Origin of the sequence: Glycomyces sambucus (assembly GCF_900102815.1) — a bacterium.
Lineage (GTDB): Bacteria > Actinomycetota > Actinomycetes > Mycobacteriales > Micromonosporaceae > Glycomyces > Glycomyces sambucus.
In genome coordinates this window covers 72,604-93,774 of the sequence record NZ_FNGF01000006.1, presented here as the reverse complement: position 1 = coordinate 93,774, position 21,171 = coordinate 72,604, and the positions used below count along the sequence as shown (strand labels likewise).

22 protein-coding genes are annotated in these 21,171 nt (G+C 73.1%); 15 read left to right on the top strand and 7 right to left on the bottom strand.

Annotated elements, in window-relative coordinates; genetic code table 11:
- Positions 1-63: 63 nt before the first annotated feature.
- The 5 genes from glnA to BLS99_RS18300 all read left to right on the top strand — a co-directional run bounded on the left by glnA (position 64) and on the right by BLS99_RS18300 (position 7,564).
- Complete coding sequence (gene glnA, locus BLS99_RS18320) at positions 64-1,416, top strand: type I glutamate--ammonia ligase (protein ID WP_091052929.1); 1,353 nt, start codon at positions 64-66, stop codon at positions 1,414-1,416.
- A gap of 92 nt (positions 1,417-1,508) precedes the next feature.
- Complete coding sequence (locus tag BLS99_RS27080; RefSeq protein WP_091052927.1) at positions 1,509-2,192, top strand: type 1 glutamine amidotransferase; 684 nt, start codon at positions 1,509-1,511, stop codon at positions 2,190-2,192.
- Positions 2,182-4,800: a bifunctional [glutamine synthetase] adenylyltransferase/[glutamine synthetase]-adenylyl-L-tyrosine phosphorylase gene (locus tag BLS99_RS18310; protein ID WP_245712302.1), complete on the top strand. Its 2,619-nt coding sequence runs from the start codon at positions 2,182-2,184 to the stop codon at positions 4,798-4,800. Before BLS99_RS27080 ends, BLS99_RS18310 begins: the two co-directional genes overlap by 11 nt.
- A gap of 28 nt (positions 4,801-4,828) precedes the next feature.
- Positions 4,829-6,034 (top strand): CorA family divalent cation transporter, encoded by a 1,206-nt coding sequence (locus tag BLS99_RS18305; protein ID WP_091052922.1) that lies wholly within the window; start codon positions 4,829-4,831, stop codon positions 6,032-6,034.
- Between the two features lie 69 nt (positions 6,035-6,103).
- On the top strand, positions 6,104-7,564 hold the full coding sequence (locus BLS99_RS18300) for a glycosyl hydrolase family 18 protein (protein ID WP_218126670.1): 1,461 nt from the start codon (positions 6,104-6,106) through the stop codon (positions 7,562-7,564).
- A gap of 62 nt (positions 7,565-7,626) precedes the next feature.
- On the opposite strand, the gene BLS99_RS18295 is transcribed toward BLS99_RS18300, so the two are convergent.
- Positions 7,627-7,974, bottom strand: a complete 348-nt coding sequence (locus BLS99_RS18295) for a DoxX family protein (protein ID WP_091052916.1) — start codon at positions 7,972-7,974, stop codon at positions 7,627-7,629.
- Positions 7,975-8,074: 100 nt separating this feature from the next.
- On the opposite strand from BLS99_RS18295, the gene BLS99_RS18290 reads away from it, so the two are divergent.
- From BLS99_RS18290 to BLS99_RS18280, 3 genes are all read left to right on the top strand, one after another.
- Positions 8,075-8,965, top strand: coding sequence for a LysR family transcriptional regulator (locus BLS99_RS18290; RefSeq protein WP_091052914.1), 891 nt, complete (start codon positions 8,075-8,077; stop codon positions 8,963-8,965).
- 88 nt (positions 8,966-9,053) lie between these two features.
- Positions 9,054-9,527, top strand: coding sequence for a hypothetical protein (locus tag BLS99_RS18285; protein WP_218126667.1), 474 nt, complete (start codon positions 9,054-9,056; stop codon positions 9,525-9,527).
- Positions 9,524-9,877 carry a type II toxin-antitoxin system RelE family toxin gene (locus BLS99_RS18280; RefSeq protein WP_091052911.1) on the top strand — a complete coding sequence of 118 codons (354 nt, stop codon included), beginning with the start codon at positions 9,524-9,526 and terminating at the stop codon, positions 9,875-9,877. Before BLS99_RS18285 ends, BLS99_RS18280 begins: the two co-directional genes overlap by 4 nt.
- Before the next feature lie 23 nt (positions 9,878-9,900).
- Here BLS99_RS18280 and BLS99_RS18275 read toward each other — a convergent pair whose 3' ends face one another.
- Positions 9,901-11,208: a DUF418 domain-containing protein gene (locus tag BLS99_RS18275; RefSeq protein ID WP_176953426.1), complete on the bottom strand. Its 1,308-nt coding sequence runs from the start codon at positions 11,206-11,208 to the stop codon at positions 9,901-9,903.
- A gap of 235 nt (positions 11,209-11,443) precedes the next feature.
- Between BLS99_RS18275 and BLS99_RS18270 the strand changes: the two genes are divergently transcribed.
- From BLS99_RS18270 to BLS99_RS18255, 4 genes are all read left to right on the top strand, one after another.
- Positions 11,444-12,088 carry a response regulator gene (locus BLS99_RS18270; protein WP_091052907.1) on the top strand — a complete coding sequence of 215 codons (645 nt, stop codon included), beginning with the start codon at positions 11,444-11,446 and terminating at the stop codon, positions 12,086-12,088.
- Entirely contained in the window at positions 12,085-13,179 is a 1,095-nt protein-coding gene (locus BLS99_RS18265) for a sensor histidine kinase (RefSeq protein WP_245712301.1), read from the top strand. Before BLS99_RS18270 ends, BLS99_RS18265 begins: the two co-directional genes overlap by 4 nt.
- 98 nt (positions 13,180-13,277) lie before the next feature.
- Entirely contained in the window at positions 13,278-13,469 is a 192-nt protein-coding gene (locus BLS99_RS18260; RefSeq protein WP_245712300.1) for a ferredoxin, read from the top strand.
- Positions 13,470-13,651: 182 nt separating this feature from the next.
- The gene (locus BLS99_RS18255) at positions 13,652-13,999 is read left to right on the top strand and encodes a histone-like nucleoid-structuring protein Lsr2 (RefSeq protein ID WP_091052904.1); all 348 of its coding nucleotides are present in this window, start codon (positions 13,652-13,654) and stop codon (positions 13,997-13,999) included.
- Positions 14,000-14,003: 4 nt separating this feature from the next.
- Here BLS99_RS18255 and BLS99_RS18250 read toward each other — a convergent pair whose 3' ends face one another.
- Positions 14,004-14,753 carry a ZIP family metal transporter gene (locus tag BLS99_RS18250; protein WP_091052901.1) on the bottom strand — a complete coding sequence of 250 codons (750 nt, stop codon included), beginning with the start codon at positions 14,751-14,753 and terminating at the stop codon, positions 14,004-14,006.
- Between the two features lie 86 nt (positions 14,754-14,839).
- Between BLS99_RS18250 and BLS99_RS18245 the strand changes: the two genes are divergently transcribed.
- Positions 14,840-15,181, top strand: coding sequence for a VOC family protein (locus BLS99_RS18245; protein ID WP_091052899.1), 342 nt, complete (start codon positions 14,840-14,842; stop codon positions 15,179-15,181).
- Positions 15,182-15,223: 42 nt separating this feature from the next.
- Here BLS99_RS18245 and BLS99_RS18240 read toward each other — a convergent pair whose 3' ends face one another.
- Together BLS99_RS18240 and BLS99_RS18235 are read right to left on the bottom strand one after the other, a co-directional pair.
- Entirely contained in the window at positions 15,224-15,841 is a 618-nt protein-coding gene (locus tag BLS99_RS18240; RefSeq protein ID WP_091052896.1) for a maleylpyruvate isomerase family mycothiol-dependent enzyme, read from the bottom strand.
- A gap of 6 nt (positions 15,842-15,847) precedes the next feature.
- Entirely contained in the window at positions 15,848-16,711 is an 864-nt protein-coding gene (locus tag BLS99_RS18235) for an alpha/beta fold hydrolase (RefSeq protein ID WP_091052894.1), read from the bottom strand.
- Positions 16,712-16,863: 152 nt separating this feature from the next.
- On the opposite strand from BLS99_RS18235, the gene BLS99_RS18230 reads away from it, so the two are divergent.
- Complete coding sequence (locus BLS99_RS18230) at positions 16,864-17,199, top strand: hypothetical protein (protein ID WP_091052891.1); 336 nt, start codon at positions 16,864-16,866, stop codon at positions 17,197-17,199.
- A gap of 83 nt (positions 17,200-17,282) precedes the next feature.
- On the opposite strand, the gene helR is transcribed toward BLS99_RS18230, so the two are convergent.
- Both helR and BLS99_RS18220 read right to left on the bottom strand, forming a co-directional pair.
- On the bottom strand, positions 17,283-19,442 hold the full coding sequence (helR, locus tag BLS99_RS18225) for an RNA polymerase recycling motor ATPase HelR (protein WP_091052889.1): 2,160 nt from the start codon (positions 19,440-19,442) through the stop codon (positions 17,283-17,285).
- Positions 19,439-20,647 carry a glycosyltransferase gene (locus BLS99_RS18220; RefSeq protein ID WP_091052886.1) on the bottom strand — a complete coding sequence of 403 codons (1,209 nt, stop codon included), beginning with the start codon at positions 20,645-20,647 and terminating at the stop codon, positions 19,439-19,441. The genes helR and BLS99_RS18220 overlap by 4 nt, the downstream gene beginning before the upstream one ends.
- Before the next feature lie 320 nt (positions 20,648-20,967).
- On the opposite strand from BLS99_RS18220, the gene BLS99_RS26355 reads away from it, so the two are divergent.
- The gene (locus BLS99_RS26355) at positions 20,968-21,132 is read left to right on the top strand and encodes a hypothetical protein (RefSeq protein WP_176953425.1); all 165 of its coding nucleotides are present in this window, start codon (positions 20,968-20,970) and stop codon (positions 21,130-21,132) included.
- The last annotated feature ends 39 nt before the right edge of the window (positions 21,133-21,171 follow it).

Genomic DNA, 21,171 nt, shown 5'->3' with positions numbered 1-21,171 from the left:
GGGTTAACTTCGGCGACATAATCGGGTGAGACAATTGCCGCCCCAGGACAGAGGAGACCGGCCATGGAACGGCAGAAGGAGTTCGTGCTTCGCACGCTCGAAGAACGCGACATCCGCTTCGTGCGGCTGTGGTTCACCGACGTCCTCGGGACGCTCAAGTCGGTGAGCGTCGCGCCCGCCGAACTCGAGTCCGCCTTCGAGGAGGGCATCGGCTTCGACGGCTCCGCCATCGAGGGCTTCGCGCGCGTGTACGAGTCCGACATGGTCGCGATGCCCGACCCGACCACGTTCCAGGTCTTCCCCTTCGAGGGCCGCGGCATCGGCGAGTCCGCCCGCATGTTCTGCGACATCCTCACCCCCGAGGGCGCCCCCTCCTGGGCCGACCCGCGCCACGTGCTGCGCCGGGCCCTCTCCAAGGCCGCCGACCGCGGGTTCACGTTCTACGTGCACCCCGAGATCGAGTTCTTCCTGTTCAAGGACATCTTCCCGGAGACCGGCGCCAAGCCCGAGCCCGTGGACGACGGCGGCTACTTCGACCACACCACGCACTCGGTGGCCCGCGACTTCCGCCGCCAGGCCATCCTCGCCCTGGAGCGGGTCGGCATCTCGGTCGAGTTCTCCCACCACGAGGTCGCCCCCGGCCAGCAGGAGATCGACCTGCGCTACGCCGACGCGCTGACCACGGCCGACAACATCATGACGTTCCGGCACGTGGTCAAGGAGATCGCGATGACCTCCGACGTCACCGCCTCCTTCATGCCCAAGCCGTACAACACCCAGCCCGGCTCGGGGATGCACTCGCACCTGTCGCTGTTCGAGGGCGAGGACAACGCGTTCCACGACCCGGGCGACGAGCAGCGGCTCTCCAAGACCGCCAAGGCGTTCATCGCCGGGCTCCTGCGCCACGCGCCCGAGTTCACCGCGATCACCAACCAGTGGGTGAACTCCTACAAGCGCCTGTACTCCAGCGCCCAGCCCGGCCAGATCTCCGAGGCGCCCTCGTACGTCTCGTGGGGCAAGGCCAACCGGTCCGCACTCGTGCGCGTGCCCGTCTACGGCAAGCCGAACTCGGCCCGCGTCGAGATCCGCTCCCTCGACTCCGCGACCAACCCGTACCTCGCCTACGCCGTGCTCCTCGGCGCCGGCCTCAAGGGCATCGAGGAGGGCTACGAGCTGCCCCCGGGCACCGAGGACGACGTGTCGGCCCTCACCGGCGCCGAGCGCCGTGCCGCCGGCTACCAGCCGCTCCCGGCCAACCTCGACGAGGCCCTCGACAAGATGGAGTCCTCCGAGCTCGTGGCCGAGGTCCTCGGCGAGCACGTCTTCGACTACTTCCTGAAGAACAAGCGCCAGGAGTGGGAGGACTACCGCACCCAGGTGACCGCCTTCGAGCGCAAGCGCTACATCACCCTCTGACGGACGGCGCCCGTGACGCCCGGCGCCGGGCGTCACGGCCGGTGACGAAGGAGCACTGCCGCATGCACCGGGCGACCGTTTAGCATGGGGGAGTGACCACCGCACTCGTCATCGAGAACGATCCGCAGCAGGGCCTCGGCCGGGCCGCCGCCTGGCTCGCCGAGGCCGGCATGGAACTCGACACGGTCCGGCCCCACCTCGGCGAGGCCGTCCCGAACTCGCCCGGGGGGCACGAGGCCCTCATCGCCCTGGGCGGGGGCCGCGGCAAGGACTGGAGCGACGACCTCGCCGGCCTCCTCGCCACCGCCGTCGCCGACCAGACCCCGACCCTCGCGATCTGCTCCTCCGCGAGAATCCTCGCCACCGCCTTCGGCGGGCGCGTCGAGGACCGCGACGAGCCGTTCGGGCCCCGGATGCTCGCCAAGCGCGACGCCGCCGGGCGCGACCTCGTCTTCGGGCCCGCGCCCATGACCATCGACGTCATCCGCTGGCGGCGCCAGGAACTCGTCGAGCTCCCCGAGGAGGCCACCCTGCTGGCGTCCTCCCCCCAAGGGGCCCTTGAGATCTTCCGCATCCGCGAGAACGCTTGGGGCGTCCAGTCCCACTTCGAGTTCACGCCCGAGCAGCTGGCCGGGTTCGGCGCCTTCGACGAGGCCGCGCTCGCCAAGGCCGCCGAGGTCGACGAGCACATCGTCTTCACGTGGAAGCCGATCCTCCAGCGGTTCGCGAAGGTGGCCGCGGGCGAAAAGAAGGCGCTGCCGCTCCTTGACGCCTGACGACGAGCGCGCACCGGACGCGGACGAGGCCCGCCAGGCGGTCGTCGCCGCGAGCAACGCGCTGGGCGACTTCCTGCGCGCCCACCCCGAATCGGCGCCCGCGCTCACCGAGGACGAGGACGCCGGCCTCGCGCGCGTCCGCGCTGCCGGGCCCCTCCGGCTCAACACGGCCTGGAAGGAGAACCTGCTCCGCATCGCCGCCGCCGACCTCACCGGCACCGCCGACCTCCGGTCCACATCGGACGCGCTCTCGCGCCTCGCCGACGCCGTCCTCGCCCGCGGCCTCGACCTCGCCCGCGAGGAGCACCCCGGGGAGACCCGCCTCGCGGTGATCGCCATGGGCAAGACCGGCGCCGAGGAGCTGAACTACGTCTCCGACGTGGACGTGGTCTTCGCGGCCGAAGGGGACCTCGCGCTCGCCACCCGCCAGGCCGCGCGCATGATCCAGATCGTCGGGCCCGCCACGTGGCCCGTGGACGCCGGGCTGCGGCCCGAGGGCCGCTCGGGCGCGCTGGTGCGCACCGTGGAGTCCTACGCCGCGTACCTCAAGGACTGGGCCCGCACCTGGGAGTTCCAGGCGCTCCTCAAGGCCCGGCCCGCCGCCGGGGACCTGGAGCTCGGGCTCGAATGGCTCGCCGCGGTGCAGCCGTTCATCTGGGGCGCCGCCGACCGGCCCGGGGTCGTGGCCGACATCCGCGACATGCGCCGCAAGGTGGTCGACTCGGTGCCGGCCGCCGAGCGCCGGTACGAGATCAAGCTCGGGCCGGGCGGCCTGCGCGACATCGAGTTCGCCGTCCAGCTCCTGCAACTGGTGCACGGGCGCGGCGACCCGGCGCTGCGGGTGCGGTCCACACTGGAGGCGCTGGAGGTGCTCGTCGCGGGCGGCTACCTCGCCCGCCGCGACGGCGAGGACCTCGCCGACACGTACGTCTTCCTGCGCACCGTCGAGCACCGGCTCCAGCTCCAGCGGCTCCTGCGCACCCACCGGGTGCCGGACGGCGGCGAGCCGCTGCACCACCTCGCGCGGACCCTCGGCTACACCACCGACGAGGGGTTCCTGGCCGCGTGGCGCGCGCACGCCTCGACCGCGCGGCGCCTCCACGAGAAGCTGCTCTACAAGCCGCTCCTCGACGCCGTCACGCGCGTGCCCACCCTCGAACTGCGCATGACCGAGGCCCAGGCCGCCGGGCGCCTGGCCGTGCTCGGCTTCAACGACCCCGCGAGCGCGCTCACCCACATCAAGCAGCTCACCGCGGGCGTCTCGCGCACCGCGACGGTGCAGCGGGCGCTGCTGCCGGTGGTCCTCCACGAGCTCGCCGACTCGCCCGAGCCCGACCGCGGACTGCTCGCCTACCGGCAGGTCTCCGACAAGCTCGGGTCCACGCCCTGGTACCTGCGGCTGCTGCGCGACGGTGGCCCCGCGGCGGTGCGGCTCGCGCGGCTGCTGGGCACCTCCCGGTACTTCACATCGCTGCTCCTGCATGTGCCGCAGTCGCTCCGGTACCTCTCCGACAACGCCGACCTGACGCCGCGCCCGCGCGCCGAACTCGCCGCCGGGATGCGCCAGGCCGCGGCGAGGCACGCGGACGCGACCGCCGCGATCGGGGCCGTGCGCGCGATCCGGCGCCGCGAACTCATCCGGATCGCCGCCGCCGACATGCTCGGGCTCCTGGACGACCAGGGCGTGGGGCTGGCGCTGTCGGACCTCACCGACGCCGTCCTCCAAGCGGCCCTGGAGATCGCCTCGCGCGGCCTCGACGACGCGCCGCCGATGATCGTGGTCGGCATGGGCCGCCTGGGCGGGCGCGAGACCGGCTACGGCTCCGACGCCGACGTGGTGTTCGTCCACGACGGATCGACCGACCCCGAGCGCAAGGCCGCGTCGAAGATCGTGGAGTCGGTGCGCACGCTGCTCGCCGCGCCCACGGCCGACCCGCCGCTGGAGATCGACCTCGACCTGCGGCCCGAGGGCAAGGGCGGGGCGATCGCGCCGAGCTTCGCCGCGTACCGCCGCTACTACGCCGACCGGGCCCGGCTGTGGGAGCGCCAGGCGCTGCTGCGCGCGCGGCCCGTGGCCGGCGACGAGGGCCTGGCCGCGGCCTGGACCGGGTTCGCCGACGACGTCCGGTACCGGCCCGGCGGGCTCAGCGAGGCCGAGCGCACCGAGTTCCGGCGCGTCAAGGCCAGAGTGGACTCCGAGCGGCTGCCGCGCGGCGCGGACCCCAACGGCCACACCAAGCTCGGTCGCGGCGGCCTGGTCGACATCGAGTGGACCGCGCAGCTGCTGCAGCTGGAGCACGGCGAGGACCCCGCCCTGCGCACCACGCGCACGGTGCCGGCCCTGGAGGCCGCGGCGGCGGCCGGGCACCTGAACGCCGCCGACCTCCTGTCGCTGCGCGAGGCGTGGCTGTTCGTCTCGCGGGTGCGCAACGACATGACGCTCGCGCGCGGCGTCCCGCGCGACGACCTGCCGCGCTCGGGCCCCGAGCTGATCGGGCTCGCGCAGACCCTCGGGTACGGCGACGACACCGAGCGGTTTCTCAACGACTACCTGCGCCTGACCCGGCGCGCCCACGAAGCGGCCCATCGGATCGTCTACGGCGCCTAGACTCGTCCGTACGCGAACGGGGGAGCGGATGATCGACTACACCGTGGTCACGGCCGAAGGCGCGCGCGACCGCCGCGGGAGCGGCGACGACCTCCGGGAGGACGCCGCCGCCGAGGGCGCGTTCGCGTGGGTCGAGTTCGACGCCGCGGACGCCGACGCGCTCGCCGAGGCGCTGCACGCGCTCGGCATGGACCGCTTCGGCACGTACCCGGCGCACGCGGTGCACCCGCGGCCCAAAGTGGAGGTCGTCGACGAGTCGGCGCTGCTGCTGGTCAAGACCGTCTGGTACATCGAGGCGACACGGCAGGTCGAGACCGGGGACCTCGCGATCTTCACCGACGGCCGCTCGCTGGTGACGGTGCGGCGGGGCGTGGTGGACCCCGTTCCCCATGTGCGCGAACGACTCCGGGACGACCGGTTCCGGTCCGGCGGAGTGGTCGCGGTGGTGCACGCGCTGTTCGACGCGGTCGTGGAGCAGTACGACGGCGCGGTGGAGGACCTCACCGACGACGTGTCCGATCTGGAGCGGGCGGTGTTCTCGGGGCAGCGCGTCGACCGCAACCAGGAGATCTACTTCCTCATCCGCGAGACGCTGGAGTTCCAGAACGCGGTGCGCCCGCTGATCCCCTTCGCGCACAACGTGCGGCAGCGCCGGGCCGGGGCGCCGCTGTTCGACGCCTCGGGCTTCGGGGAGGTCGCGGGGCACCTCATCCGGGTCGACTCCGCGATCGAGACGTGCATGAGCCTGCTGACCACCGTCCTCACCGCGCACCAGGGGCAGATCGGGACGTGGCAGAACGAGGACACGAAGAAGATCTCGGCGTGGGCGGCGATCGCGATCGCGCCGACGATCATCTCGGGGATCTACGGCATGAACTTCGACGACATGCCGGAACTGCACTGGGCCGTGGGGTATCCGCTCGCGCTGGTCGCGATGGTGGTCGTGTGCATGCTCCTGTACCGCGGTTTCAAACGCAACGGCTGGTTGTTACGAATCGATGTCCGTGAATCGCAATGGGAAGGACGAGGGGCGGATCCGCCGGGCGCGGCGCCGCGGACGGCGCCCTTGCGCGGCGGGTCCGCCCCTCCGGCCCTGCCTGCCTTCGTAGAACACCATAGCGAACCGCCGCAAAGCGAATGCGTCGAGCCGATGGTGACGGTCCGTGGCCGCCGCGGCCGCGCTCCCATTTCGGTAACAAAGCCGCCATTGAAATTTTTCGATGCGAATGCTTGACTTTCGCGAGGCCCTCCCATAAAAATAAAGATACTTATCAGTTAAGTCTCTTTACCTTTGGGAGGAACATTGAGACGACTGAGGACCCGGCGCTTCATCGCCCTCGCGAGCGCGGCCCTGGCCGTACTCGCGACCGGCTTGATCTACACCGTCGCGAACCCCTTCAGCGCACACGCGGAAACCGTCTGCTCCGACCCCTGGGTCTCCTCCGAGGTCTACGTCGGCGGCGACCAGGTCAGCCACAACAGCGTGGAGTACCGCGCCAAGTGGTGGACCACCGGCGAGACCCCCGGCACCACCGGCGAGTGGGGCGTCTGGCAGTCCCTCGGCGCCTGCTCCGACGGCGGCGACCCGCCCACCACGGAGGAGCCCACCGAGGAGCCGACCGAGGAGCCCACCGGGAACCCCGGCACCGGCGGCAGCATCAACGCCGCCTACTTCACCGAGTGGGGCGTCTACGGCCGCAACTACCACGTGAAGAACATCGTCTCCTCCGGCTCGGCCGAGGACCTGACGCACATCAACTACGCCTTCGGCAACGTCAAGAACGGGCAGTGCACGCTCGACGACTCGTACGCGGCGATCGACAAGGCGTACACCGCCGACCAGTCGGTCGACGGCGTCGCCGACACGTGGGACCAGCCCCTGCGCGGCAACTTCAACCAGCTCCTGAAGCTCAAGGAGATGTACCCGGACATCAAGATCCTGTGGTCCTTCGGCGGCTGGACCTACTCCGGCGGCTTCGGCCAGGCGGCGCAGAACCCGACCGCGTTCGCCAACTCCTGCTACAACCTGCTGCACGACCCGCGCTGGGACGGGCTGTTCGACGGCATCGACATCGACTGGGAGTACCCGAACGCCTGCGGCCTCACCTGCGACTCCAGCGGCACCCAGGCGTTCACGAACCTGATGAGCGCGCTGCGCGGCAAGTTCGGGAACGACGAGCTCGTGACCGCCGCGATCACCGCCGACGGCACGGCCGGCGGCAAGATCGACCTCGGCGGCTACGGCACCGCGGCCCAGTACGTCGACTACTACCAGGTCATGACCTACGACTACTTCGGCGCCTGGGACGCCGACGGACCCACCGCACCGCACTCGCCGCTGAACTCCTACAGCGGCCAGCCCATCGCCGGCTTCGACTCGGCGACCGCCATCGCCAAGCTCAAGTCGCTCGGCATCCCGTCCGAGAAGCTGCTGCTCGGCTTCGGCTTCTACGGCCGCGGCTGGACGGGCGTCACCCAGGCGACCCCGGGCGGCTCCGCCACCGGCGCCGCACCCGGCACCTACGAGGCGGGCATCGAGGACTACAAGGTCCTCAAGAGCGAGTGCCCCGCCACCGGCACCATCGCCGGCACCGCATACGCCAAGTGCGGCAACGAGTGGTGGAGCTACGACACCCCGGCGACGATCGCGACGAAGACGGCCTGGCTCGACGCCCAGGGCCTCGGCGGCGCGTTCTCCTGGGAGCTCTCCGGCGACACGAGCAACGGCGAACTCGTGAACGCCCTCGCGGCCGGACTCGGCTAGACCCGCATCGCTGACCCGGCCGGTCGGCGGGGTCCTCTCCGGAGGGCCCCGCCGACTGCCGTTCAGGCGCTGAGCATCAGCCACAGCACCGCGACGCTCAACGCCAGGAACAGCAAGGGGCCGTGCAAGTTGTGGAACACGCGCTCCCTGACGTGGAGCGCCGTCGCCAGCACGAAGAACACCACCAGTCCGACCGCGGCCGCGATCCCCAAGGGCCGCCAGAACAATCCGGCCGCGAGCCCGAGCGCCGCCGCGCCCTTGACGACGCCCAGGAACGGCAGCCACGGGTCTGGCACCCCCACCGCCCGCGAGTTCGCCTTCACCCAGGCCGCGCCCGCGAAGTTCGCGACCGACTCGACCGCGTTGGCGGCGACGGCGATCAGGGTGACGATCACAAGGGCGACGAACATCGCGGCGGTCCTCCGGTTCCCGCCCGGCGGGCGCCGGGACGCTCCCAGTCTCCGGCCGATCCCCGCACCCGTCCAATACCTGTATCTATAACCTGAGGTTATGGATGTCGACACGCGGTTGCTGCGGTACTTCCGGACCGTCGCCGAGGAGGGCAACCTCTCGCGCGCGGCCGAACGCCTCTTCGTCTCCCAGCCCGCGCTCACCAAGCAGATCCGGCAGCTCGAAGACCGCCTCGGCACCCGGCTCTTCACTCGTTCCAAGCACGGCATGGCCCTCACCGGTCCCGGCGAGGCGCTGGCCGCCGCCGTCCCGGCCGTCCTCGACGCCTGGGACGGCGCCCGCCGCGCGGTGCGCGCCGCCGAAGCCGAAGCGTCCCAGGTGCTCCGCGTCAGCTTCCTCGCCAGCGCCGCCAACGAGAAGACCCAGCCGATCATCGCCGACTTCCGCGAGCGCCGGCCCGGCTGGCGGGTCGAGCTGCGCCAGGCGAGCTGGGGCGACCCCATCGCCGCGCTCGTCTCCGGCGAGGTCGACGCCGCGTTCCTGCGGCTGCCGTTCCCCCGCCAGGACGAGTTCGCGTCCCTCGCCCTGCTCACCGAGCCGCGCTGCGTCGCCATGGCCGCCGGCCACCCGCTGGCGCGGCGCGAGTCCCTGCGCTTCGCCGACCTGCTCGACGAGCCGTTCGTCGCCGCACCCGACGCCGCGGGGGCCTTCCGCGACCACTGGGTCGCGGCCGACGCCCGCGGCGGCCGCGAGGTGCGGGTCGGCGCGGTCACCGAGCACCCCGACGACTGGCTCACCGCCATCGCCAACGGCGACGGCATCGCCCTCGCCCCCGTGAGCGCCGCCCGCTACTACGCCCGCCCCGACATCGCCTACCGCGACCTCGACGGCGTCGAACCGAGCACCGTGGCCCTGGTCTGGCCCAAACGGCACCCGCTCCCGGCCCCCTTGGCCGACTTCATCGCCGCGGCCCGCACCCACGCGGACTGAGCGACCCGCGCTCCGCCCGCCCTAGTGCAAAGCGGTCGATCACGAGATCGGAGTGGGGACCGGCCGAGTTCCACGGTACCGTGGAAGTATGTCAGCGCTCTTCGAGGAGATGCCCTTCTCCGATTTCCTCCACCACCCCGCGGCCATCGCGGCGCGACTCGACGCCGTGCGCGCGATCCGGCTGCGCAGGCGCGGCGCGGCCGACCTCGCCCTGGTCCGGGCGGACCAGAACGATCGCGACGCCACGGTCATCGACTTCACCTCCCGGCTGCTCGCCGGCCTCGCGCGGGCGGGCGAGTGCGACCTGATCCGGCAGGTCCTGCCGGAGGCGCTGCCGTGGTCCGCCTTCCTGCCCGAACACGACCGCGACCTGCTGCTGTCCGAGCTCATCGAAGTCGCACAGGGCTCCGCCTCGCTGCGCAACCTCGGGCCGATCGCCGTTCTGCTGGAGCAGTGGCGCCACTCCGCCGAGATCTACGCCGACCCCGAGACGTACCGGCAGATCACGGCCGATCCGTCCGGCGACCTCGGCCCGGTCCCCGAGCCGGGGGCGGCCGCTTGAGCCCGAAGCGCGGGGACCGCGTAGCCCCGCCGCCCGCCGAGCACGAGTTCGACCTGCGGTTCGCGGATGCGGCCGCCGTCAAAGGCTGGTCCGACCTGGAGCGCCAAGCGAGCGGCAATCTGCGCCGCGCCTGGGACGACCTCCGCGCCGACCCCCGGTCGCGGGCGAACCCGTCCCGGCAGCACCGGCTGAAAGGCGAACTCGGCGAAGGGGTCTGGAAGGGCGTCGCCTGCGAGCGCTGGCAGTACGAGGTGACCGGCGGCGGGCGGCTCTGGTACCTCATCGACGACGGCTCGCGGACCGTGTGGCTCGTCTACGCCGGTACCGGCCACCCGAAGCCCACCGACTGAGGTGCGGCGCCCGCCGCCTCGTCCTACTTCACGTACTTCGCGGGCTTGGTGGCGAGGGTCATGAGCCATTCGAGGGGGCCGCGCTTGAGGAGGGGCTTCCAGACGACGGCGAAGAGCATCGCGCCCGCGACGAACACGGCCCACATGCGCCAGCCGGTCACGTAGCCGACCCCGTTCGCGGGGTGGTCGACGAGGAACCAGACGGCGGCGATGTGGCCGACGTACGCGGTCAGGGACATCGCGCCGACCGCGGTGAGCGGGTACAGGACGCGGCGGGCCCAGACGCTCACTCGGCCGCAGTGGCCGAGCAGGGCCACGAGGCCCGTGATGAGGGTGATCGCGACGCCGATGTTCCCGGCGAGCTCGAACGGGGTGCCCGAGTGCGGGGACGCGGCGGCGAGGGCGGTCCAGTCGAAGCCGGCGGCCTGGTCGGGGAGCTTGTCGTAGATCGAGGCGTGCTCGGTGTCGAACGCCTTCCACTGCTCCTCGGTCCAGTTGAGCGAGTCGGTGCCCGCGAGGGCCTTCGACCACGCCTCGTCGAACGCGGTGTAGTCCGGTTCCACCGGCGCGGGCAGCAGCTTCGCGACGAGCCAGGCGCCGCCGTAGCCGAGGAGCCCCAGTGCGGGGCCGACGACCGCCAGGCGCACCCGGACCGCCTTGCGGCCCAGGTCGAGGCGGCCCAGGGCCATGCCCGCGAACAGGTACGCCATCCACGCGACCGCCGGGTAGGTCCCGTTGAGCGCCAGCGAGAGCAGGCCGTCCCCGCCCCACTGGACGAGCGGGTCGCGGGCGTCGAAGCCCGCCGTCCACGCCGTGTCGGCCGTCCACACCCACTGCACGAGCAGCGGCCCGCCGAGTCCCACGGCCGCCGCGAGGATCGCGAGCGTGCGGGCCCGGAGCTTCACGAACGGGAGCGCGAGCAGGAAGTACAGGCCGTAGAACGCCAGGATCACCGCGATCGAGGTGCCCAGCGAGGTCAGCCAGGTCCCGAGGGCCAGCAGCAGGACCGCGCGGATCGCGATCCGGACCACCGCCTGGCGCAGCGGCCGCCCGGTCTTCGGCCGCGGGCCGCCCGCGATGAGCACGAGCGAGAGCCCGGCGAGGGTCGCGAACAGCGCCGAGGACCGCCCGTGCGGGAGGTCCATGAGGAAGGACTTCCAGGTCCCGGTCTCGTCGGCCCACGGGCCGACGTGCGAGTAGTACATGCCGAAGACGGCGACGGCGCGGGCGGCGTCGAGGCCGAGGACGCGGCCGGTGCCGCTGGGCTCGGGGCGCGAGGGCGGTCCGGCGAGCGCGGGATCGCGCGGTCTGAGGGCGACGGTGTCGGTCATGGCTCCAAGGTGCGGCGGGCCCCGGGCCGTTCCCATCCGGCGGTGCGCCGGTCGCGTCCCGCCGCCGGGACGCAACCCTCCCGCCGCCCGGCCGTTCCGCACCCGCCGATCGGCGGGAATCCACGCCCGCCGAAGCCGCCGACCTGCGAGGACGCCCACAGTCCGGCCGCCTCCGGGCGGCGGGGAGTGGCGGCGGCGTGCTACGAATCGTGAGCGCCAATCGAGAGGAGGCCGCATGATCCGGGTCCTGGTCGTCGACGACGAAGCCCTCATCCGCACGGGGTTCCAGCACATCCTCAACGCGGCCGGCGACATCGAGGTGGTCGCCGCGGTCTCGGGCCGCCAGGCCCTCGCCGAGACCGGGCGGCTCCACCCCGACGTGGTCCTGCTCGACATCCGCATGCCGGACGTGGACGGCCTCACCGTCCTCGAACGCCTCCGCGCGCTCCCGAGCCCGCCGGTGGTCGCGATGCTGACGACGTTCGACACCGACGAGTACGTGGCCGCGGCCCTGCGCATGGGCGCGGCCGGGTTCCTGCTCAAGGACACCGACCCCGAGCACCTGGCGCTCCAGGTCCGCACCCTCGCCGCCGACGGCGTGGTGCTCTCCCCGAAGGTCACCTCCACCGTCGTCGACGGCTACCTCGCGGGCCGCATCCGGTCGAGCACGGCCGTCGACCGGCTGAGCGCCCGCGAGCGCGAGATCCTGGTGCTCCTCGCCGACGGGCTCTCCAACGGCGACATCGCGGCCCGCCTGTACCTCGGGGTCGGCACCGTGAAGGACCACGTGAGCGCGATCCTCACCAAGCTCAAGGTCACCGGCCGGGTCCAGGCCGCACTCGTCGCCGAGCGGGCCGGGCTGCTGCGGGGCGACCGGTGAGGCGGTTCTGGCGCCCCTGGGCGACGGACGCGGCGCTCGTGGTCGTGGCGGGCGCCGACCTCTGGTTCATGTTCTGGTGGCCCGAGCCGTCCTGGGAGCTGTGGCTGAGCGCGCTCGGCGTGGCCGCGCTGGCGGTGCGGCGGCGCTTCCCGCTCGCGGTGTTCGTGCTGACGCTGCCCACGGCGTACTTCAACGGGGAGTCGGCGGCGCCGCTCATCGCCCTGTACACGCTCGCGGTGGTCTCGCACCGGCGCTGGTTCCTCGCGGTGTGCTCGCTGGTGCTGGCGGCGTGCATGATCTGGCCGATCGGCTCGGGCCCGGCGATGCTCTTCGCGGACTCGTGGTGGCTGGCGAGCATCGCGTACGCGCTGGCGCCGGCCGCGGCGGCGGCGTTCCTGGGGCAGATCGTGCAGGTCCGCCGGGAGCTGTCGGCGCGGCTCGCGGAGATCACCGAGGCCCGCGAGCACGAGCAGCTGATGGCGACGCAGAAGGTCCTCGCCGAGGAGCGCGCGCAGCTCGCGCGGGAGATGCACGACGTGGTGTCGCACCAGGTCAGCCTGATCGCGGTCCGGGCCGGGGCGCTCCAGGTGAGCACGGCCGACCCGGAGGCGAAGGAGGCGGCCGGGACCATCCGGAAGCTGAGCGTGCGGACCCTGGACGAGCTGCGGCACATGGTGAACGTGCTCCGCGCCGGCGGCGGGGGCCCGACCGAGCTCTCGCCGCAGCCGACCCTCGCGCAGCTGGGGGACCTGCTGGGCGCCAGCGGGATCGAGGCCGAGCTGCGAGTGGGGGACCTGCCGGACCTCGACCCGCCGAAGGAGCGGGCGATCTACCGGACCGTGCAGGAGTCGCTGACGAACGTGCGCAAGCACGCCCCGGGCGCCCGCGCCGCGGTCTCGCTGGCGCGCACCGGCACCGGGATCACGGTGGCGATCACGAACACGGCCCCGACCCGCACGGCGGTCCCGCTCCCGAGCTCCCGCCACGGCCTGCTCGGCCTGCACCAGCGGGCCGCGCTGCTCGGCGGGACCCTGACCTGGGACCCGACGCCGGACGGCGGCTGGCGGACGGTCCTCACGCTGCCGGTCTAGCGCCTGTATTGGGCCGCAAGCGGTCCGGGACTGGAGTGAACGGCCGCGACGTGGTATACGTATAGTATGAATATACAAGTTGCGGAACGGGGCCTGCCATGGTGAAGATCGTCGCCGACCGCGAGCGCTGCGCCGGGTCGGGCATGTGCGCGCTCACCGCGCCCGCCTACTTCGACCAGGACGACGAGGACGGCCTCGTGCTGCTCCTGGCCGACGAGGCCGCCGACGACGCCGGCGAGGTCGCCGACGCCGTCCAGCTCTGCCCCGCAGCGGCGCTCGGCTTCGCGTAGCGCCGGGGGCCGAAACGGGCCCCTGCGTCAGCTCCGGCGGGAAACGGTTTCGCTAGTATGTGCGGAACTGCTGCTCTCCAATGAGCATCAGCACTTCTCCCGCACTCGTTGCCGCGTCGCCGTTCACCGGCCGTCGCGACCGGAGTGCGCGATGGTCATAATCCTGTTAGGAAGGCGACGCAGTGGCGAAGAAGACCGTGGTCACGTTGTTCGACGACATCGACGGGAGCGAAGCGGCCGAAACGGTCGAGTTCGGCATCGACGGGTACCTCTACAGCGTGGACCTCTCCAAGCCCCACGCCGACGAGCTGCGGGACCGCCTCACGGCCTACCGCGAGTTCGGCACCGAGCTGGGCCGCTACCACGCGAGCAAGGCCCTCCCCGTCAAGAGCCGGGGCACCACCTCCCGCGACGACCGCGACCGCAACCGCGACATCCGCCGCTGGGCCGAGGAGCAGAACCTCCCCGTCAAGGCCCGCGGCAAGCTCCCCGACGGCGTGGTCGCCCGCTACAACGAGGCCCACTCCTAAGACCTCACCACTGGGCGATCGCGAACGCGGCCAGGAAGCCGAGGACCGCGATCAGCCCCGTCCACAGCCGCGCGTCCTCGAACGCCTCCGGGATCATCGTGTCGGCGATCATCGACAGGATCGCGCCCGCCGCGAGCGCGGTGATCGCCGCCAGCAGCGGGTCGGGGGCGTCCCCGAGGAACGCGTAGCCCGCGGCCGCGGCGAGCCCGCTCGCGAGCGCGATCGCGGCCCACAGCCCGAACACGTAGGCGCGCCCGCGGCCCGCCCGGCGCATGCCCGCGGCGCTGGACAGGCCCTCGGGCACGTTGCTGACGAACACGGCCGCGACGGTGGCGGCGCTGACCGGCCCGCCGCCGAGCAGGCTGGTGCCGATGACGATCGACTCGGGGATGCCGTCGAGCAGGGCCCCGAGCGCGATCGCCGTCCCCGAACCCGGCCTGTCGCCCTCGCCCGCCTGCTGGAGCCCCGACCGCTTGCGGTGCCGGGCCCCGCGGCGCGCGAGGGCCGCGTTCGACAGGGTGTACGCGAGCGCGCCCGCGACGGCCCCGAACGCGGTCGGCGCGAGGCCGCCCCGCTCGTTCGCGTCGGCGATGAGGTCGAAGGACACGGCCGACAGGAGCACGCCGGAGCCGAACGCCATGATCCCGGCGATCACCGCCTGCGGCACCTTGACCAGGTAGCCGGCGAGCGCGCCGGCCACCAGGGCCGCCCCGGCGAGGAGCCCCCACCCGCCCGCGGTCAGCCAGCCGGGCACGCCGCCACCGCTTCCGCCATGCGCGCCAGTGTAAGCCCGCGGGGCACCGGCCGGTCCCGGTTCGGCGCCGCCCCTACGATGGACCGATGGCCCTAGACCTGTACGCCGGCGTCCCCGTGAGCGACTTCGACACCGCCGTGGAGTGGTACGCGCGGTTCTTCGGCGCCCCGGCGTCGTTCCTCGCCGGGGACACCGAGGCCGTGTGGGAGCTCGCCGAGCACCGCGCGGTCGCGGTGGAGCTGCGGCCCGACCGGGCCGGGAACGCCCTGAACACGCTGTTCGTGGACGACTTCGCGATGCGCCTGGAGCGGATCGCCCTCGCGGGCATCCAGCCGGTGGTCAAGGAGACCTACCCCAACGGGGTCCGGCACGCGACGTTCCGCGACCCGGACGGGAACGAGTTCTCCCTCAGCGGCGCCCCGGAGTGAGCCGGGCCCGCACGCCCGCAGTGAGCCGAGCCCACCCCGGCCTCACCCCAGCTCCGCCGTACCTGGACCGTCGAGTTCGGACAGCGCCGCCTTGCGTCCCGAGGCGGCCAGGAGCAGCGCGAGCGCGCTGCCCCGCACCTCCGGTCCCTCCCCGATCGCGAGGTCCGCGTCGGTCGCGGTGAAGCGGACCCGCGCGGCCAGCTCCTTCGCGCCGCCCATCGACGCGCCCAGCTCCAGGTGCGTGCGCAGCGCCCGGGCCACCGCCTCGGGGTCGTAGGCGTGCTCGATCCCCAAGGGGCGCCTGATGTCCTCGCCGTGCACGACCTCCTCCACCAGCCGGGTGCCGAGCGGCCCGGGCGGGGTCGAGGTGCGCGGCGCCGCCGCGCGGAGCCGCGCGAGCGTCTCCCGCGGGGTGGCGCCGCGCTCGCGGGCGATGCCCCGGGCGTTCTGGCGGTCGAAGTCGAACCGGGCGCGCACCATCGAGAGGAGGAAGCCCAGCCGCGTGGCCCGCGCCGTGTCCACCAGGTGCGCGGCCACGTCGTGGACGGTCCACCCCTCGCACAGGGACGGCGCGTCCCACTGCGCGTCCTCCAGGAGCGCGAGGTCCTCGATGAGCGCGGCGCGCTCGGCGTGGACCAGCGGCCAGACGTCGCTCCCCATGGCGGACTACCGGTCCAGCACGTCGCGGAGGGCCGCGGCGAACTCGTCGGGCTTGCCGGTCTGGCCGTACTCGCCGCCGAGGAACGCCCCGTGGTCGCCGGGGAGCACGGTCGGGGCGACGCCGATGCGCTCGCCCACCGCGCGGGCGCCGCGGGCGGCGAGGGTGTCGCCGGAGTCCTCGCCGACGGCCACCACGATGCGGGCGACGGCGGCGCGGAGCGCCTTGAAGTCGTGCTCGTAGGCGCCGCAGGTGCCCATGTTGAGCTGGAGCAGCGCGTCGCCGCGGCTGCCGTCGTCCTCGGCGGGGAGGCCGAACGCGGCCGGGTCGGGCGCGGGGCCCTCCAGGTAGGCGGCGTCGAAGGGGCCGTCGTGGGAGACGAACGCGAGGAACTTCGCCATGGCCGGGCCGAAGCCCGAGGCGAGGTAGGTCGCGCGGATGTCGTCGCTGATCGCCAGGGCCGCTTCGGCGTCGGGGAGCGCGCTCGACGCGGGCGGCTCGTGGGCGACGAGGGTCCGCACCAGCTCGGGGCGGCTCGCGACCAGCGCGAGGGCGTTGACGGCGCCGCCGCTGCTGGCGAACACGTCGACCGGTCCGCCTCCGACCGCCTCGATGACCAGGCGCAGGTCGTCGGCGTGCTCCTCGACCTCGTTCTCGTCGGCGCCGTCGGTGCGGGCGCTGCGCTCGGACCCGCGCGGGTCGTAGGTGACCACGCGGCGGTCGCCGAAGTGCGAGGCCAGGGTGGTGAAGCCCGCGGCGGCCATCGGCGAACCGACGATGAGCAGCGGCGTCGCGTCCCCGTCGCCCTCGCGCACGTCGTAGTGGAGGACGGCGCCGGGCGCCTCCAGGGTGTGCGTCTGCGGCTCGGTCATGGTGTCTCCTTCAGGATCAGGGTTCCTCGTCGGGTTCCTCTGGGATACGACGAGCCTGGGGCACCGGATTCATCGCCGCACCGAATTCCGCGAACACGGGCGCATACGGGGCCGCCCGGCGGGCACAATCAGACGGAGCCGAGGAGGGAACGATGAACATCAACGTGGACCGCTCCAGCGTGGCGACGGGCGACGACGCGTACCCGCACGCGAAGACCGTCGACCTGCCGGAGTCGAGCACGATCGCCGAGGCGGTGGCGTACCTGCGCGGGCGCAAGTACCTCGCGCAGATCGCGGGCGGGAAGGCGACCTGGGTGCTGGAGGTGAACGGGAGCCCCGCGGCCGTGATCGCGCAGCAGCGGGCCGAGCCGAAGTTCATCACCGACCCCACCGACCGGCTCGGGTCCTTCGGGACCGACGTGTCGCTCGTGTTCAAGTACCGGGCGCAGATCGACCCCGACGACCTCTACGACACCCTCTCGCAGTAGCGGTAGAATGCACACGCGGGTCACCGCTTTGACCCGGCCTCGGTCGGCAGCGGTGACCCGTTCCCCGTGTCCTCCAACGACATTCAGTCCGTGAGGACCACCAGCCGCTGGGTCGCGCGCGTCATCGCCACGTACCGGTCCACCGCCCCCTCGATCCCCTCGCCGAAGCCCTCGGGGCCGACGAGCACGACCAGGTCGAACTCCAGGCCCTTCGACAGCTCCGGCGTGAGCGAGCGGACGCGCGGGCGCGGCGCGAAGTCCGGATCGCCGATGACGCACGCCGTGCCCTCCGGATGGGCGGCCAGCCACGCCTCCAGGATCCCGTCGAGGTCGGCCCGGGACCCGTGCCCGACCGGGATGCCGCTGCGGCGCACCGAGGTCGGGACGTTCGCGTCGGGCAGCGCGGCCCGGATGACCCGCTCGGCCTCGGCCATGACCTCCTCGGGCGTCCGGTAGTTGATGCTCAGCGACGCCGTCCTGACGCGCCCCATGCCGACCCGCTCCAGCCGCTCGGTCCACGACTCGGTGAACCCGTGCCGCGCCTGCGCCCGGTCGCCGACGATCGTGAACGACCGCGACGGGCACCGCTGGAGCAGCATCTGCCACTCCGCGTCGGTGAGCTCCTGCGCCTCGTCGACCACGACGTGCGCGAACGGCCCCGCGAGCAGGTCGGGGTCGGCGGTCTCCAGGTCCTCGTAGTGCACCAGGGCGTCCTGGAGGTCGGCGCCCTTGAGCATGATCATCGCGCCCTCGTTGTCGTCCTCGGCTTCGAGCAGGTCCTCCACGACCTTGTCGATGACCTCGCGCTCGGAGGCGATCTCGGCCTCGCGGCGCCGCCGCAGCCGCGACGCCTCGGGGTCGCCGATGCGCTGGCGCGCGGCGTCGAGGATCGGCAGGTCCGCCGCCGTCCACGCCTGCGCATCGGCCCGCTGGAGCCGGTCCACGCCGTCGTCGTCGAGCCACGGCGCGCACATGCGCAGGTAGTCGGGGACGGTCCACAGGTCGCCCACGAGGTCGTTCGGCGCGATCATCGGCCACGCCCTCCCGAAGGCCCGCACCAGGTCCCGGTCGCGCCGGAACGCGCGCCGCAGCTGCTCCTCCGACACGTCCGCGTCGTGCTCGCCGGCCATGTGCTTCTCGACCATGTGCTTGTCGACCAGGATGGCCAGCAGCTCCTCCCACACGTCGTCGCGGGCCTCGTTGTGCGGCACGCCGTTCGGCGCCGCCGCGAACGCCTCGGCCCAGTCGTCCGGACCCAGCCACACCGAGTCCCACGGCGTGTCCACGGTCATGCCCTGCTTCGGGACGCGCTCGTACAGGCCGATGGCCGGCTCGATCGCGGCCACCATGCGCGCGTCCGCCTTGAGCCGCGCCACCTCGGCGTCGGGCTCGGGCGGCGCGGTCGCGCCCTCGGGGAGGAGGTCGCGGAGCGTGCAGGTCTGGACGCCCTCCTCGCCGAGGCTCGGCAGCACGTCGGCCACATAGGCCAGGTACGGCTCGTGCGGGCCGACGAACAGCACGTCGCCGCGGTGGTGGCCCAGCCGCGGGTCGGTGTAGACCAGGTACGCGGCCCGGTGGAGCGCCACGACGGTCTTGCCGGTGCCCGGCCCGCCGTCGACCACGAGCGCGCCGCTCGAACCCGCCCTGATGACGGCGTCCTGGTCGGCCTGGATCGTGCCCAGGACGTCGCGCATCCGCGCCGACCTGGTGGAGCCGAGGCTCGCGATGAACGCCGACTGGTCGTCCAGTGCCGCGTTCCCTTCGAGCCCTTCGGGAGTGAACACCTCGTCCCAGTAGTCGCCGATGCGCCCGCCCGACCACCGGTAGCGGCGCCGGCTCACCAGGCCCATCGGGTTCCCGTGGGTCGCACCGAAGAACGGCTCCGCGGCGGGGGAGCGCCAGTCGAGCAGCAGGCGCCGCCCGTCCGCGTCGGTGAGCCCCAGCCGCCCGATGTAGACGGTCTCCTCGCCCACGATCCGGCCCAGGCACAGGTCGAGGCCGTAGCGGCGCAGCGCGTTCAGGCGCCCGGTCAGCCGGTGCACCTCCCGGTCCCGGTCCGCGGCGTGCTGCCCGACGCCGCCGGGCGCCTTCCGGGCGGCCTCCAGCCGCTCGGCCACGTCCGCGATCGACCGCTCCAGGCTCGCCCCGATCGCCGCGAAGTGCCGCTCGTCGTCGGCGATGAGCGCCGGATCCGCCTTGGCGGCCAGGCGTTCGGGGAGGTCGAAGACGCTCTCCTCGCTCATGCGGCCCTCCCCTCGATGAGCAGCTCCGCGGTCCGGGCCGCGCCGTCGGTGCGCATCCGCCCCGCGACCTCCACCGCCCGCGCCTTCGTCTCGGGTGCGAGCGCGGTCTCCAGCGCCGCCGTCATCGCGTCGAACGTCGGCACCGGCCCGTCGTGGCCCGCGCCGATCCCCAGCGCGGCCACCCGGCCCGCCCAGTACGGCTGGTCCGCGATCTGCGGCACCACGACCTGCGGCGCACCCGCCGCGGCCGCCTTGTGCGTCGTCCCCGCGCCGCCGTGGTGCACCACGGCCGCCATGCGCGCGAACAGCTTCCGGTGGTTCGACTCGCCCACCGCGAAGCAGTCGCCGCCGGTCGCGCCGAGGTCGGCCCAGCCGCGCGAGACCACGAGCCGGCGGCCCTGGGCGCGCACGGCCGCGACCGCGGCCTCCGCGGCCTCCCTGCCGTTCTTCCACGGCATCGACCCGAAGCCCACGTACACGGGCGGGTCGCCCGCGTCGAGGAACGCCTCCAGGTCCTCCGGCAGCGGCCGCTCGTCCGGCACGAACCACGCGCCGGTCTGCACCGCCGCGTACCCCGGGGCCTCCGGCCACGGTCCCAGCACCGGATCGGTGGCGAGCCACGGCCGGTCGGTGAGGATGTAGCCGCGCACGTCCTCCACCGGGTCCAGGCCCAGCGCGGCCCGGTGCGCGTTCAGGGCCGGGCCGTACAGGTCCCGGATGTTCGCCGCGTCGATGTCCCACAGCACCAGGTTGTCGGTCTCGTCCGCCGGGTACGGCCGGCCCGGGCGGGCCAGCGGCCGGACCAGCGGCGAGGGGATCACCCCGGGCACGAACGCCGCGCACACGTAGCGCACCCCCAGCCGCTCGGCCGCGAGCGCGGCCCCGGCCGGCGGCAGGCCCGTCCCGATGACGGCGTCGCAGTCCGCGCCCGCGCGCATCACCGCCGCGAACTGGCTCTCGACCAGCCCGGCCGCGCGCCGCGGCGCGTCCGCGGTCGAGGGCGGGCGGTCCCCGCTCAACTGCGGGCGCACCGGCTCGCCCATCGGCACCAGCTCCACGCCGAGGCCGTCGAGCCGCTGCCGGAACTCCTCGTCCGGCGGCGCGCACACCACCGCCTCGGCCCCCCGCGCCCGCAGCTCCGCGGCCAGTCCGGCGATCGGCTCGACGTCGCCGCGCGATCCGAAGGTCGTCATCAGCACCCGCATGTCCAGCTCCCGTCTCCAGGTGTTCCAAGCTCCGGTGAGCCATTGTGCAGCAGGTCAGAGGCGCAATCGGCACCCCGATGCACCCTTTGCCGGGACCGGTGCGATATAAACTGAAGTGGGAAGGAGCGATGGGCCCCTTCCCCTCGCCGCATTTCAGGGCGGACCGTGACGGAACCGGTCGAATCCCACCCTCCGAAAAGCACCCCCGAATGCGTTCAGCGAACCTCCACTTCGGGTACAGGACAAGCAGGCCGGGATCAAGCCGCGAGTGCGGCGGCGGGCAGCGCCCCGGCCCTCCGCCCGCCGCTGGGGAGGCCGTCATGGCTACCTTCCAAGCCCTCTTCTACCTCATCGCGATCGTCCTGCTGGTCATCGCGGCCCTGCCCCTGGGCAGCCGCCGCACCCGCGGCGTCGGACTCGGCCTCCTGGCCGCGGCCTTCGCCCTGACCGCGTTCGCCGCACCGACCATCGACGCGGCGTTCTAGCGTCTTGCCCCCGTCCGCCCCGGCCCGCCAGGCCGGGGC

Excerpts from the sequence above, each read along its gene's own strand:
- glnA (WP_091052929.1), top strand. The coding sequence starts at position 64 with ATGGAACGGCAGAAGGAGTTCGTGCTTCGCACGCTCGAAGAACGCGAC.
- BLS99_RS18305 (WP_091052922.1), top strand. The coding sequence starts at position 4,829 with ATGATCGACTACACCGTGGTCACGGCCGAAGGCGCGCGCGACCGCCGC.
- BLS99_RS18295 (WP_091052916.1), bottom strand. The coding sequence starts at position 7,974 with ATGTTCGTCGCCCTTGTGATCGTCACCCTGATCGCCGTCGCCGCCAAC.
- BLS99_RS18290 (WP_091052914.1), top strand. The coding sequence starts at position 8,075 with ATGGATGTCGACACGCGGTTGCTGCGGTACTTCCGGACCGTCGCCGAG.
- BLS99_RS18285 (WP_218126667.1), top strand. The coding sequence starts at position 9,054 with ATGTCAGCGCTCTTCGAGGAGATGCCCTTCTCCGATTTCCTCCACCAC.
- BLS99_RS18275 (WP_176953426.1), bottom strand. The coding sequence starts at position 11,208 with ATGACCGACACCGTCGCCCTCAGACCGCGCGATCCCGCGCTCGCCGGA.
- BLS99_RS18270 (WP_091052907.1), top strand. The coding sequence starts at position 11,444 with ATGATCCGGGTCCTGGTCGTCGACGACGAAGCCCTCATCCGCACGGGG.
- BLS99_RS18260 (WP_245712300.1), top strand. The coding sequence starts at position 13,278 with ATGGTGAAGATCGTCGCCGACCGCGAGCGCTGCGCCGGGTCGGGCATG.
- BLS99_RS18245 (WP_091052899.1), top strand. The coding sequence starts at position 14,840 with ATGGCCCTAGACCTGTACGCCGGCGTCCCCGTGAGCGACTTCGACACC.
- BLS99_RS18240 (WP_091052896.1), bottom strand. The coding sequence starts at position 15,841 with ATGGGGAGCGACGTCTGGCCGCTGGTCCACGCCGAGCGCGCCGCGCTC.
- BLS99_RS18235 (WP_091052894.1), bottom strand. The coding sequence starts at position 16,711 with ATGACCGAGCCGCAGACGCACACCCTGGAGGCGCCCGGCGCCGTCCTC.
- BLS99_RS18230 (WP_091052891.1), top strand. The coding sequence starts at position 16,864 with ATGAACATCAACGTGGACCGCTCCAGCGTGGCGACGGGCGACGACGCG.
- helR (WP_091052889.1), bottom strand. The coding sequence starts at position 19,442 with ATGAGCGAGGAGAGCGTCTTCGACCTCCCCGAACGCCTGGCCGCCAAG.
- BLS99_RS18220 (WP_091052886.1), bottom strand. The coding sequence starts at position 20,647 with ATGCGGGTGCTGATGACGACCTTCGGATCGCGCGGCGACGTCGAGCCG.
- BLS99_RS26355 (WP_176953425.1), top strand. The coding sequence starts at position 20,968 with ATGGCTACCTTCCAAGCCCTCTTCTACCTCATCGCGATCGTCCTGCTG.